The 12,904-nt window shown below is 56.2% G+C and carries 10 protein-coding genes and 1 pseudogene; 5 read left to right on the forward strand and 6 right to left on the reverse strand.

Annotation, left to right across the window (positions count from 1 at the left end):
- Nucleotides 1–4: 4 nt before the first annotated feature.
- From D1820_RS17660 to D1820_RS17685, 6 genes are all read right to left on the reverse strand, one after another.
- The gene (locus tag D1820_RS17660; protein ID WP_118070389.1) at nt 5–1,255 is read right to left on the reverse strand and encodes an ABC transporter permease; all 1,251 of its coding nucleotides are present in this window, start codon (nt 1,253–1,255) and stop codon (nt 5–7) included.
- The gene (locus D1820_RS17665) at nt 1,252–1,947 is read right to left on the reverse strand and encodes an ATP-binding cassette domain-containing protein (RefSeq protein WP_118070391.1); all 696 of its coding nucleotides are present in this window, start codon (nt 1,945–1,947) and stop codon (nt 1,252–1,254) included. The genes D1820_RS17660 and D1820_RS17665 overlap by 4 nt, the downstream gene beginning before the upstream one ends.
- Nucleotides 1,948–1,953: 6 nt before the next feature.
- Nucleotides 1,954–2,610: a DUF2796 domain-containing protein gene (locus D1820_RS17670; RefSeq protein WP_118070393.1), complete on the reverse strand. Its 657-nt coding sequence runs from the start codon at nt 2,608–2,610 to the stop codon at nt 1,954–1,956.
- A 28-nt stretch (nt 2,611–2,638) separates the two neighbouring features.
- Nucleotides 2,639–3,025: a Fur family transcriptional regulator gene (locus D1820_RS17675; RefSeq protein WP_082035102.1), complete on the reverse strand. Its 387-nt coding sequence runs from the start codon at nt 3,023–3,025 to the stop codon at nt 2,639–2,641.
- 158 nt (nt 3,026–3,183) lie between these two features.
- Nucleotides 3,184–5,457: a glycosyltransferase family 2 protein gene (locus D1820_RS17680; RefSeq protein ID WP_254683412.1), complete on the reverse strand. Its 2,274-nt coding sequence runs from the start codon at nt 5,455–5,457 to the stop codon at nt 3,184–3,186.
- Between the two features lie 140 nt (nt 5,458–5,597).
- Complete coding sequence (locus D1820_RS17685; RefSeq protein ID WP_118070395.1) at nt 5,598–6,623, reverse strand: AraC family transcriptional regulator; 1,026 nt, start codon at nt 6,621–6,623, stop codon at nt 5,598–5,600.
- A gap of 121 nt (nt 6,624–6,744) precedes the next feature.
- Here D1820_RS17685 and D1820_RS17690 point away from each other — a divergent pair, with 121 nt between their 5' ends.
- The 5 genes and pseudogenes from D1820_RS17690 to D1820_RS17705 all read left to right on the forward strand — a co-directional run bounded on the left by D1820_RS17690 (nt 6,745) and on the right by D1820_RS17705 (nt 12,895).
- A complete protein-coding gene (locus tag D1820_RS17690) occupies nt 6,745–8,517 on the forward strand; it encodes an acyl-CoA dehydrogenase (RefSeq protein WP_118070397.1) in 1,773 nt (590 codons plus the stop codon).
- Between the two features lie 55 nt (nt 8,518–8,572).
- Nucleotides 8,573–9,379: a methylthioacryloyl-CoA hydratase gene (gene dmdD / locus D1820_RS17695; protein ID WP_040179788.1), complete on the forward strand. Its 807-nt coding sequence runs from the start codon at nt 8,573–8,575 to the stop codon at nt 9,377–9,379.
- A gap of 230 nt (nt 9,380–9,609) precedes the next feature.
- Nucleotides 9,610–9,693 (forward strand): annotated as a pseudogene (locus D1820_RS19225) (GntR family transcriptional regulator); the annotation flags it as partial.
- Between the two features lie 114 nt (nt 9,694–9,807).
- On the forward strand, nt 9,808–10,965 hold the full coding sequence (locus tag D1820_RS17700) for a PLP-dependent aminotransferase family protein (protein WP_254683414.1): 1,158 nt from the start codon (nt 9,808–9,810) through the stop codon (nt 10,963–10,965).
- Between the two features lie 679 nt (nt 10,966–11,644).
- On the forward strand, nt 11,645–12,895 hold the full coding sequence (locus D1820_RS17705; protein WP_040179790.1) for a sarcosine oxidase subunit beta family protein: 1,251 nt from the start codon (nt 11,645–11,647) through the stop codon (nt 12,893–12,895).
- The last annotated feature ends 9 nt before the right edge of the window (nt 12,896–12,904 follow it).

A 12,904-nucleotide genomic window follows, 5' to 3' on the forward strand; every position in this document is an offset into this window, starting at 1 on the left:
AGCATCAGGTTTTCACAACCATACCATCAGCGACAGACATTCTGTAGGCTCGCATCGCAGGTATGAGGCTCACAATCACGCCAGCGCAGATTACACCCAGTATGAGCCAGACTTCGCGCAGCGTCGGAGCATCAATCGGTATCCAGAGGCCGAAAATGCTGTCCAAGAAAGGTTGGGCTACCAGCAATCCGACATATTGCAACACCAGTCCAAGAACTGCGCCAACGGTGGCCATCACCATTGCTTCCAGCACCAGTAAGCTGAGAATAGTCAGGGGTCGGGCGCCCATTGCGCGGAAAATCGCCATTTCGCGGCGCCGTTCGTTGAGGCTGGAAAAAATTGTCGCCATCATTCCGATTAAAGCGGTGACCACCACCATCGCAGACACCGCAAGCAAAGCAGTTTCTGCGATGCCGACAATGCTCCACAATTCCTGCAGCGCAACGCCTGGCAAAATCGCCAGCAGGGGTTCTTCGCGATAGTCATTGATGGCGCGTTGCAACGCGAAGGTCTGGAGCGGGCTTTCAACGCCTATGAGGGCTGCGGTTATCGCCTTGGGCGTCAGCTCCATCTCACGGATGACGTCGATAGGCGTTGATCGGCCGGGGATTTGGGCGCCGCTTTTCCAATCAACATGTATTGCTTCGATTGATTCCATACTCACGATGACTGTGCGATCGACGGGTGTGCCCGTTTTCTCCAGTATGCCGGACACGCGGAAAGGTTGGTCTTTATGCTTGGCGAAGGACGCAAGCCCGTGCGCCACGACAATGGGATCCCCAACATGATAGCCCAACGTGGCAGCAACATCGGCACCAATCACGGTATCAAAGAGATCATCCATCCGAGTACCATCCGCCATCTCTAGGGACCGGCCTTGGCGGTATTTATAGTGATCGAAGAATGCTTTGGTTGTGCCCATGACGCGAAACTGACGATGGCTGTCGCCTAGTGAAATCGGAACGATCCAGTCAACATCGGGTCGCCTTGCAATGTCTTGATAGCTCTCCCAGGTCACATTGTTGGTGGCATTGCCAATGCGGAAAACAGAGTAGAGCAGCAGCTGCACAGATCCAGACCGGGCGCCGACGATTAGATCTGTGCCGGAAATCGTATCGGCAAAGCTGGCTTTGGCGCCGGTCCGTATTTTCTCGACACCAAGGAACAGGGCGACAGACAACGCGATGGCAAGGATCGTCATGCCGACGGTCAACGCCCGTGCGAAGAGGGAAGCAACTGCAAGGCGCAATATCATGTCATCGCCCTTTTCATGTGAGCGATTTCTTCCATATGGATCACACGGTCAAAAAATGCGCTGAGCCGTGCGTCATGGCTGACCATCAGCAGCGAGGAGCCATGCGAGGCTGTCTGAGTAAAAAGTAAGTCTAAAAAGGCGCTCTGCACACCGGTATCAAGTGCGGAGGTGGGCTCGTCAGCGATGATCAACGGAGGGGTGCCGATCAATGCTCGGGCCACTGCAACGCGTTGTTGTTGGCCCACGCTCAGGGTCCGGGCCTTGGCGCTGATAATATCCGCTGGCAAATTGAGCGCAGAACACAATCGCGATGCCTCCGCGGTTGCATCACTTACACGCTGTCGCCGTGACGGTGCAAAGCGGAGCGGGAGCAGAATATTGTCGATCACCGTTCCGAATGGCAACAGGTTAAACTGTTGAAAGATAACCCCAATATGATCTGCTCTGAACGTGTCACGCGCGCCACCATTTAACGCAGAGATAGTCCTGCCAGCGATCGAGATCTTTCCACGATCCGGCAGGACTGTGCCGCAGATCAACGACAAAAGCGTGGATTTTCCGGAACCGCTTTCGCCGAGCAACAGCACGGTTTCACCTGCTGCTACCGAAAGGTGCGGGACCGTCAGCGAGAACCCATCACGACCCGGCCAGCGATAGGCCAGATCGTTGATTTCAAGGGTTGTATCAACCACTTGAGGTCAAGGCTCCAAATTTAGGACTGGCGCGTTGCGGTCGACCTGATAGGCGCGTGCACCAGTTGATTTGATCACTTGCACATCAACGCTCTGCGCATGCGGAAAGGCAGTGAAATAGGTAAATGTCATGTTACTCAACGCCTCAGGTTTCGCGCAATCTAGTATGTAGTTTGCATGAAACTCGGAGTGGGCAGCATGCTCTGCGTGACTATCATTATGGTCACTATCATGCTCTTCGTGTTCATGTTCCTCATGTTTGGCGTCATCATGTTTTTCATGATCCTCATGCCCGTGATCATGTGTGTGCTCCTCATGCGCGTGTTCGTCAGCGTGATCCTCATGTTCCTCCCCGCCTGCGAGCGCTGCATGCGCATCCACTATGCTGCAGAGCGCTGAGTCCGGGACAGCGAACAACTGCAAAGGTGAGCTGAGTGTGGCAAGCGCTGTGTTAACTGCAGAGATATCAGCCTCACTTTTGGCGGCGTATTCAAACCCGACAATATCTGCCCCTGGGGCTTCGAATTCCATTGAGACCGTTGTGTCTTCGATCGCAATGTTGAGCGTCCCAACGCCATGTTCATGGGCATCAAGTTCGCGTGTGCCTTCTGCCAATGCAGGCAGAGCGGCGACGACAGCAAGCAATGAGAGGGTTCGTTTCATGATTATGATCCAATATGTAAACAGTCGTTCAGGCAGCACATGCACCGCACAATCCGTGGATTTCGACGATATGACGCACGGCATGAAAGGCATTCTGTCCGGTCAGGGCCGTGAGTTTTGGTAGCAGCTCGCTGCCGTCATGTTCGTCGACGGTGCCGCAATCGTCACATATCGCCAAGACAGGCACGCTCTCGGCGTGGCTGCAACGGCAGGGCACAAAGGCGTTGATCGATTCAAGACGATGAGCGCGCCCCTGGTCGGTCAGTGCCGAAAGTGTACGATAAACGGTCGGCGGCGCGATATTAGGTTCAGCTATCTGAAGTTGCTCAAGAATTTGATACGCGGTCATCGGCTTGTCGCATGCTTTCAGCACGCTCAGTACATCCAGTTGCCGAGCAGCAGCACGCTTTCTCATATCAAGGCTCCTTCTCTACAATTTGTTATTTTATAATGTAACAAATTTCAAGATGTGAATCTTCCTACCACCTCCTAGATCGTCTGCCGAGAGCCGTTGTCGCGATATAGCGCATCCTTGCCGCTCAGCAGGATCTGTCACCTGTCGCGGGTGCTCTCTCAGTCGTTGGTTTCGGTGCGAGGAACCGTAAATAAAAAGTCGTCTGGGAGAGCCTGTTCGGTGAGCTCATTCGGAATTACATCCGGGCCACTTAGAAATACATTGGTGCAAAAATGCGCATGCATTCGGGACAGCTTGCGCAGCCTGTCGCCTGTGATTTCCTGGTACAGCACTCGCATGTCGTCGCGTTTTTTTAACTCATCAATCTGTTCCCGATGCCGCCGACAGACATAGTCGTGCGCAGCGGCTATATCCGGGTCACGCAGCAGCCTTGCCATTTCTGCCTCCAGTTCGGGGATCAGGCGTTGAATGGATCGCTCTTCCTCAGAATTATTATTCATTCGGAACCAGTAGGGTAAGCCTTGATCTCGTTCTGTGTGGTTCACACGGCCACGATCCCGTTTGACCAAAAAACTCTCAGCACTGCGCACCGCATAGTGATTGAGCTGCACCAGATCATATCCGTAGGTTTCAATGGTCGAGCGCCAGCCGCTACGGAACATCTGTTGTGGCATAGCCTGCCCCGATCCGTTCACCCAATGGATATCCCTCCAGTGGTGCGGTCGCAGCCCCTTGGGCCGGTGTACGCCGAGCTTTTTGAAGATGCCCTCATTTCGGAACAGCGTTTTGAAGCCCCATGCCTGGTGAGGTCGGCGCGTGATTTCGCGGGCGCATCGTGTGAACTCTCGTGTGACCAGCTCACCTGAGAATTTCGACACATTATTGTTGCCGAACAGGCGCCACGTCATGGAAATCATATTGGCGCCTTGCATCGCTGCATAAAGATCGCTGAGATGTCCGTTACCGCATTTGATGTTGATGAATTCATCAACATCCATACAGACGATCCAATCAGCGTCGCGGATAAGGGGTTCCTGTTGAGCCGCCTGAAAGGCCGCGTGCTGTGGGGTTATGTCGGTGTCGCGGCAGGGGTTGTCACGATGCTGGACAATTCCCTTGTCCTGCAGAACCTTCAGGAGAGTATCGGTGCCGTCCGTGCAATCGTTGGTGTAGACGAGAAAATCATCGACACCGATGACCCGGTGATAGGCCAGCCATTCCAGAATGAACGGCCCCTCGTTTTTCATGGTCGTGACCACCGATGTCCGGGTTCCCGCGCTTGGGTGGAGCAGGCGTTTCTTTTCGGGCATACGCACCGGATTGCCGCCAAGATGCTCCCGCGACAGCGTCAGCAGTTCTGGCGATTCCAGCAAGCTTCCTTTTGCCACAAGATGCGAGATGTTCCGTGTTGGATGGCGCAGGACCATGTTTCGAAAGAAATTTGAGGGCTGGGTCGGTTCGGCTGTGGCTCCGATGATCTGGCTTTTGTGCCAGATATGGCCGTCCTTGTTGCCGCGAGGCGCGACGCACCAACGTGGATGGCGGATATTGCTATCAAACGCTGTGCAGATGTGATCAGCGAATGAGGCATCTTGGTTCCGGCGGACGCGCCACGGATAGGTTTGCGCTCCAAGTAAGCGGATGTATTTGTCGCCAGCCTGCACCGCGCGATCAAAGATATTCGCCTCGGGTGGCCGGGCTAATAGGTCACATAGATCCATGTTTGCAACGGCGCGCGCGTCGCTTAGGAACCGTCTCCGGATAATTTCATAGATCAGAAATTCGCCCAGAGGTGCTCTCCATGGATCTATGGGCGGCGGCTCTGGCCAATCTCTTTTAGGGGCGTCCCGAGCGTTCGAAGGGTGCGCTTCTGCAGGCAACCCTTTCTGACCCAGTGGGATTTCTGAGTGTATCACGACTACTTGGCTTAGCCCTTTGATCGTGTGCGCCAAGTTGCGCAATTCTTTGATGAAAAGGCGACTTTCGTTGGGTGGTGATTGGTCGAGAATAACAGCGGCCTGCATTCCGTGCTGCCTTGCATGATATTGCATCCAAGTTGCGGCGGTTTCCGGGCTTTCGCCGTTGCGGATCGCAAGCAGCACATTAAGACCGGCAAACAAACTGGTTTCCGGGGGTTCCGCAGTGAGACTGAATGATTGACCCCGTATATTGAGCTTCACCGGCTCAGCAGGGCTCGTCGTTGGAATATCCAGGATCAGAGCCCCGTTTCCCCTCCGACTTGGTGAAACAGTCGCATCCGGTGTTGAGATATCTTCGACCAGGGTGTCAGAGTTGAAGAACAATCTGGCCAGATAGCCGGTGCTTTGGGGTAGGGCAACGCAGTCCAGTAGGGTGGTTCCTGCGAGAGATTGCGCGCCCAACTGACGTTCCAGAACCTTATCCGATGTCATCGCGAAACCTGCATGCGTCATTGAATATCCGTAGCAATTTCTTTTAAGTACCATGGCTTTGTAAATCTGACCTGTCAAAAATGACGATCAATGCTCAGGTGCAAAGCAAGGCGTCCTCTCTCCGAATGCAAACGGATATTCCATATCATTTTGCCAAGAAGCTACCGATACGAACTGGTTGTTCCCCCGGTCCAGCGACGGAAGGCGCGGTGAAAGTTGGCGGCAGACGAAAAGCCAAGGTCATCGGAGATGTCCTCGATGGATTTGTGACCCGCCCGCAGATCACGAATGGCGATATCACGGCGCAAAGCGTCCTTGATGGACTGAAAGGACGTCGCCTCATCCTCCAGTCGTCGCATCAGCGTGCGGGGTGTCACATTCAGCATCGCGGCCGCGTCACCAAGACGGCATTCTTCCCAGTTTGACCGATAAAGAAAATCCCGAATTTGAAGGGACAGCCGATGCTCACGAAAGCCAGTAAAGATCCAGTCCCGCGGCGCCCGATCCAGGAATGCCGCAAGCTCCGCCGGGCTACGAGGTTGCGGGGCGCCCAGCTGTTGCGGATCAAATGAAATCGCAGAACACCACTGAGAGAAGCGCACGGGGGCCGGAAAAATAACCCCGTAGTCCTGCGCAAAATCTGGCTGGTCAAATGCAAACTGCACAGCTTGTACTGGCACCTCGTAGCCTGCGAGCCAAGACAGCAACCCATGCGCCAATTTGAGCAGGAGCATATGCCCGAAACGGTGTACCTCGGGCGAACCACGTGGCATGAGGCTTAGCGTGATTTTTGATTTTTCTGATTTTAGGTCAATGTGATAATCGTCCAGTATCAGATTCCAAAACGTCGAGAACCGATAAAGTGCCGCCGGCAGAGTTCCGGCTTCGCGCACAGTTGTGAGCAGGTGTTGAAGCGCCCGAGGGCGAACCGGGCGGCTCCATAGGCCAGGCATCTCATCGCCGGTTTCTGCGGCAGCAATTTGATAGAGCTTAACGATCTGATCCAGTGTAACGCGCTGAGTGGCCCTGTTCGCCTCGGGCTTCGAGTTGGTAGGCTGGGGAAGCCCGCAGTGGGCCAGGATCCTGTGTATCTGATCCACATCACAACAGGTCTGAAGAGCTGACAGCCAGTCTTCAATGAAAGGCAATGAAACGGTTGCCAGCGTGTCTGGATTAGGGCGTATCATAGAGGCGATAGAATACGTCGATTTGTCACTTTCGGAAAGTCGTTTGTCAAATTCTGGGATGGGCAGGCTATTGGCCATAGCTTAGACAGTCGGCAACAGCTAGCACAGCAACGAGGCGCCAATGACCTATGAAGCTCCGATCCGTGACATGATGTTCAATCTGGACCATCTCTCGCAATGGCCGCAGGTCAGCGCGCTTGAGAAATACGGTGAGATTGATCGCACTGATGCCCGGGCCGCGCTGGAGGAATTGGGTCGGTTTTGCACTGATCTGATCGCGCCGCTATCGGCTGTCGGCGACACCACAGGGGCACAGCTGGATGGAGATAAGGTCGTTCTGCCAGAGGCCTTTGCGGCTGCCTATGCACAGTTCGTCGACATGGGATGGCAGAGCCTGGCCCACCCGGTCGATCACGGTGGAATGGGGCTGCCCCGCGTGGTTGGTGCGGCAGCCACCGAAATTCTGAACGCGGCGGATATGAGCTTTGGCCTCTGCCCGCTTCTGACAGATGGGGCCATCGACGCGCTGCAATTGTCGGGAACCGAGGCGCAGAAAGAGCTCTATCTTCGTCCGCTGGTCTCCGGCCGATGGACCGGAACTATGAACCTGACGGAGCCACAAGCCGGCAGCGATCTGGGGCGGGTGCGTTGCAAGGCCGAGCCGCGTGCAGATGGCAGCTATGGGGTCAGCGGTACCAAAATTTTCATCACCTATGGCGCGCATGAGCTGTCGGAGAATATTATTCATCTGGTTCTGGCCCGGACGCCGGGCGCGCCGGAGGGCCACCGGGGGCTAAGCTTGTTTCTGGTGCCCAAGTTCCTTGTTGATCAGGATGGCACACCCGGCGACCGCAACACCGTCAATTGCGTCAGTATTGAACACAAGCTGGGAGTGCGGGCGAGTCCCACTGCGGTCTTGGAGTATGCCGATGCCACCGGCTACCTGATCGGGGAGGAAAACCGCGGTCTTGAATACATGTTCACCATGATGAACGCCGCGCGGTTTGCGGTGGGGGTGCAGGGCGTTGCTGTTTCCGAACGCGCCTATCAACACGCGCTGTCCTACGCCAAGGAACGGGTGCAGGGCCAGGCGATCGGGCTGGACGCCGACAAGACAACGGCGATCATTGGTCATCCCGATGTGCGCCGGATGGTTCTACGTATGCGAGCACTGGTTGAAGGGGGGCGCTCTCTGAGTATGGCTGCGGCCGGTTGGCTGGATTTGTCCCAAAACGGCGATGATGACATCCGCGCCGAGACCGCGCCGGTGGCTGAATTTCTGGTTCCCTTGGTCAAGGCGTTTTGCTCGGAGCGGGCGGTTGAGGTGGCATCGCTGGGGGTGCAGATCCACGGCGGCATGGGGTTCATCGAAGAAACCGGTGTGGCGCAGTTTTACCGGGATGCGCGCATTCTGCCGATCTACGAAGGCACCACCGCCATTCAGGCCAACGACCTGCTTGGGCGCAAGGTATTGCGAGACGCAGGTCAGACGGCGCGCCGGTTCTCCGCGATGATTGCAGACACCGAGGCTGCGTTACAGACAGGAAGCGCCAAACTGCAGGACATCGCGGTATGCCTGGGTGAGGCGAGGGCGGCGTTTGATGCCAGCCTCTCCTGGTTGCTGGAAACCGCCCCCAATGATCCCCGAGCCGCATTTGGTGGCAGCGTACCCTTCCTCAACCTCACCGGGACGCTTGCTGCCGGCTGGCAGTTGGCGCGCGCCGCGCGCGCTGCTGAGGCAGAACAGCACAGGGGGAATGAGACCGAATTCATGACGCGAAAAATAACCACCGCGCAGATATTTGCGCATCATGTTCTGGTCGACTGCGAGAGTGATCGTGCGCGCATCATGACGGGCGCAACCAGCCTTCTTGATGAAGCCAGCCAGCTCTGACCTCTGATAAAATATATGCCTTCGGGCACACCTCCTAGTCCGAAAGGATCCAGCCATGTTGGCAAAAGACAGTTTCAGCTCATATCAAAACCTCGCAATCGACGTGCGCGACAACGGTGTCTGCGTCGTGAGCCTTGATCGCCCTAGCAAGCGCAACGCGCTGGATACCGCCACGATTGAGGAACTGGTTCAGTTCTTCAGCAGTGCGCATCGCAAGGGGGTAAAGGCGGTGGTCCTGGCTGGGAAGGGCGACCATTTCTGCGCCGGTCTGGATCTGGTGGAGCATTGGAAAGAAGACCGAAGCCCCGATGAGTTCATGCATGTCTGCCTGCGTTGGCATGAGGCGTTCAACAAGATGGAATATGGCGGTGTACCGGTGATCGCAGCACTGCAGGGTGCGGTGGTTGGTGGTGGTTTGGAGCTTGCTAGCGCCGCCCATATTCGCGTGATGGATCAAACCACATATTTTGCCCTGCCAGAGGGTCAGCGCGGGATCTTCACGGGTGGTGGTGCCACCATTCGCGTGTCCGATCTGATCGGCAAATCCCGCATGATCGACATGATCCTGATGGGGCGTGTCTATCAGGGGCAGGAGGCTGTTGATCTAGGGCTGGCGCAATACATCACTGATGGTTCCAGCTTTGATAAGGCGCTTGAGCTTGCTGATCGGGCAGCCGAAAACCTGCCGCTCACCAATTATGCCATCTGTTCTGCGATCAGCCACCTCAACAATATGTCCGGCATGGACGCAGCTTACGCCGAAGCCGTTGTCGCAGGCGTGGTGAACACGCAACCGGCCGCCCGCGCACGGCTTGAGGCTTTCGCCAATAAAACCGCGGCTCGGGTGCGCCCGAACGACTAGCGCGATATTGGTCCCGTCAAGCCGACGAGGGGAGGGCGGGGCCGCGTCTCAGGGGAGCATTGCGGGCGGGTGATGCCGCCTTGACTGGCCTGACCGAATACAGCAAGGCTTGAGGTATGAATAAGGCCAGAACAGGGGCAGCACTGCTGTCCCTCTCCCTTGATCGCGACAGTGCAAACACGCTTCAGGCACAGCTTCTTGCGCAGCTGAGGCGGTTGATTCTGGACAGAATGATCGCTCCGGGATCAAAACTCCCGTCCAGTCGAACGCTGGCCGAAGAGTTGTCGGTCTCTCGGGTGACGGTCTCTGCGGTCATCGATCAGTTGATCAGCGAAGGGTATCTGGAGGGGCGCGCCCGATCCGGCGTCTATGTCGAAGCAGAATTGCCGGACCAGTTGCCAGAGGCGCAATCCGGAACTGCGGCCTCTGTGGATCAGGGCGGGGTCGACATCCTTCCGGAAAAGGCACCCCCTGTCGCGCCCGCGCCCTTGCAGCCATTTGATACCTCCGCACCCGAACTGACGCTATTTCCTTACCGGCAATGGGCGCGTCATCATGATCAGACCTGGCGCAGGCCAGATGCGGCACTGCTGTCGCGTGTCGATCCATTTGGCTGGCCGTCTCTGCGGGAGGCTATCGCGGATCATTTGCGTGAATGGCGTGGATTGCCCTGCACGGTAGACCAGATTTTCATCACATCAGGTGTTGTCGAAGCCATCGGCCTGATCGCTGCTACAACGCTAAGCGAAGGAGACGAGGTGCTGACCGAGGAGCCGGGATACGCCGTGCTGAACCGGGCTGTGCACCACAACCGGCTTGTCTCTGTTCCGTCGCCGGTTGACCAACAGGGGTTCGATATCAAGACGGCGCTTCAAACGACCCCTCGGGCGAAGGCGGCGATCGTGACCCCATCGCGCCATTATCCGCTCGGCGTCACGATGCCACTGTCCCGCCGACTTGAGCTGATCGAATGGGCCGTCGCCCGCAACGCCTATGTTATTGAAGACGACTTTGACAGTGAATATCGGTTCCAAGGTCAACCGCTTCCCGCCATGATGAGCCTCAGCAATCAGGATCGGGTGATCTACGTCGGAAGCTTCTCTAAAGTGATTTTTTCCGCATTGAGGCTCGGGTTTGTGGTTTTCCCGAAGTCAATGTTGCCTAAGGTGAGGTCAGCATCACCCCAGATAGATCAGCAGGCATCGCTGATGCTGCAGCCGGTCCTGGCACGGTTCATGCACAGCGGTGATTTTGCCATACATATCCGGCGTATGCGGCGCCTATATGCCAAACGGCAGGTGGCAGCCTTGCAGGCAATCAAGCTACACGCCGCCGATCTTCTGACTGTCGATCCCGTGCCTGCCGGCATGCATATGGTCGCCAATTTGACGCCAGACCTACAGAGCCGCATGAGCGATACTGAAGCCGCAAAACGAGCCAAATCCGCCGGAGTGACTGTGCAGCCTTTGTCGTCATTTTTTGCCGGACCACCTAAGCGCCAAGGGCTTGTCATGGGTTTCGCCGGCTTTTCGGAGGAGCAGCTGGAGAAAGGTGTTCGAGATCTAGCTGCGGCGTTGAGAGCCTGACGCCTAATGCAGTTGATTGTATTAAAATTAACATAATCCGCATTACAGTATTATAGTGCGAGCCTAGTATAGCACAACATTTCAGTGCGACTCTTACTAGAAAACAATGAGTTATCTAGTAGGAGATCGTGGCATGGGAGTCGTTTAGACGCAACTGAGCTTGAAAGAACGCCGTAGAATTGGGGGGTGGTCCTGATCCTCCCCCACTGAAGTGGTCCGCTCCTAGACCGAGGAAACGCGGGATCAGATATGAGAACCAAGCGACACAAGACGGAAGCGATAGCCACGAAGCTAATGCAGGTTGAGGTGCTCTGCTGCCAAGGCATGCCGCGCATTGATGCGATCAGGCAAGTTTAGATAGAGCTGCAGTTCAGGTATCGATCACACCTATCAACGGTTCTAAACATGTCTCTTGAAGGGCCTGGTTTGCGGCAAGAATATTCGGACAACCAGCGAAATATGTTAGCTAAACCCACACGAAATGTCATGGGCGGCGAACACCTGAGCGTTGAACATAAGGGGCTCGGCAGTGCAAGAAGGCTAATAGCAGGCATAGGCTTTCCCGTCAGGGCAGCCTGAAAGTCCGAATTGTCGATTCTGACATGAATCTTGTCCGAAAGCGCATCGGCAGCCTCAGCGCATTTCACGGCAACTGTTCTCGCAAGAAACAGGAGCCGCTATGCGATATTCTGCGTTTGGACTGATCAAGGAAGCCCTCAGCGGGCACAAGGGCTGGCGCCCGCAATGGCGTGATGCAGCGCCGCAGGCGGCCTATGATTATGTGATCATTGGCGGTGGCGGACATGGTCTGGCGACGGCCTATTATCTGGCCAAGGAGTTCGGCGGCGCCCGGATCGCGGTGCTGGAGAAAGGCTGGATCGGTGGCGGCAATGTCGGGCGGAATACCACGATCATCCGCTCCAACTATCTACTGGATGGGAATGAGCCGTTTTATGAGTTTTCGCTGAAGCTCTGGGAAAATCTGGAACAAGATCTCAACTACAACGCCATGGTCAGCCAGCGTGGTATTTTGAACCTGATCCATAGCGACGCGCAGCGCGACGCGGCTCGGCGCCGTGGGAATGCCATGATACTCAACGGGTCCGACGCCGAGCTTTTGGACGCGGATGGCGTGCGCGCAATGTATCCGTTCCTGAACTTTGATGATGCACGTTTTCCGATTAAAGGTGGCCTTCTGCATCGGCGCGGTGGCACGGTACGCCATGATGCGGTGGCCTGGGGCTATGCCCGTGGTGCAGATCTGCGTGGTGTGGATATCATCCAGAATTGCGAAGTCACCGGCCTGCGTATCGAAAGCGGCAAGGTGCTGGGCGTTGAAACCTCCCGTGGGTATATCGGGGCAGGCAAGGTCGGCGTCTCGGTAGCCGGCAATTCAAGCCGCCTGATGGCCTTGGCTGACATGCGCCTGCCGATCGAGAGCCACGTCTTGCAAGCCTTTGTTTCAGAAGGGCTGAAACCCTTTATTCCCGGTGTGATCACCTACGGTGCAGGGCATTTTTACTGCAGCCAGTCAGACAAGGGTGGGCTGGTCTTCGGTGGCGATATCGACATGTACAACTCCTACGCACAGCGTGGAAATCTGCCGGTCGTCGAAGATGTCGTCGAAAGTGGCATCTCACTGATCCCGGCTCTTGGGCGCGCGCGCCTGCTGCGCAGCTGGGGCGGTATCATGGATATGTCGATGGATGGCTCCCCCTTCATCGACAAGACCCATATCGAGGGCCTCTATTTCAACGGCGGATGGTGCTACGGCGGGTTCAAGGCCACGCCGGCAGCCGGCTACTGCTTTGCGCATCTTCTGAAAACCGATCGTCCGCATGAGACCGCGACCGCCTACCGGCTGGATCGTTTTATGTCCGGTCACATGATCGACGAAAAGGGCCAGGGCGCCCAACCGAACCTGCACTGAGGAATTGTC

Origin of the sequence: Phaeobacter sp. LSS9, assembly GCF_003443595.1 — a bacterium.
In the GTDB taxonomy this organism is placed as follows: domain Bacteria; phylum Pseudomonadota; class Alphaproteobacteria; order Rhodobacterales; family Rhodobacteraceae; genus Phaeobacter; species Phaeobacter piscinae.

Excerpts from the sequence above, each read along its gene's own strand:
- dmdD (WP_040179788.1), top strand. The coding sequence starts at position 8,573 with ATGTTGGCAAAAGACAGTTTCAGCTCATATCAAAACCTCGCAATCGAC.
- D1820_RS17660 (WP_118070389.1), bottom strand. The coding sequence starts at position 1,255 with ATGATATTGCGCCTTGCAGTTGCTTCCCTCTTCGCACGGGCGTTGACC.
- D1820_RS17680 (WP_254683412.1), bottom strand. The coding sequence starts at position 5,457 with ATGACGCATGCAGGTTTCGCGATGACATCGGATAAGGTTCTGGAACGT.
- D1820_RS17690 (WP_118070397.1), top strand. The coding sequence starts at position 6,745 with ATGACCTATGAAGCTCCGATCCGTGACATGATGTTCAATCTGGACCAT.
- D1820_RS17670 (WP_118070393.1), bottom strand. The coding sequence starts at position 2,610 with ATGAAACGAACCCTCTCATTGCTTGCTGTCGTCGCCGCTCTGCCTGCA.
- D1820_RS17705 (WP_040179790.1), top strand. The coding sequence starts at position 11,645 with ATGCGATATTCTGCGTTTGGACTGATCAAGGAAGCCCTCAGCGGGCAC.
- D1820_RS17685 (WP_118070395.1), bottom strand. The coding sequence starts at position 6,623 with ATGATACGCCCTAATCCAGACACGCTGGCAACCGTTTCATTGCCTTTC.
- D1820_RS17675 (WP_082035102.1), bottom strand. The coding sequence starts at position 3,025 with ATGAGAAAGCGTGCTGCTGCTCGGCAACTGGATGTACTGAGCGTGCTG.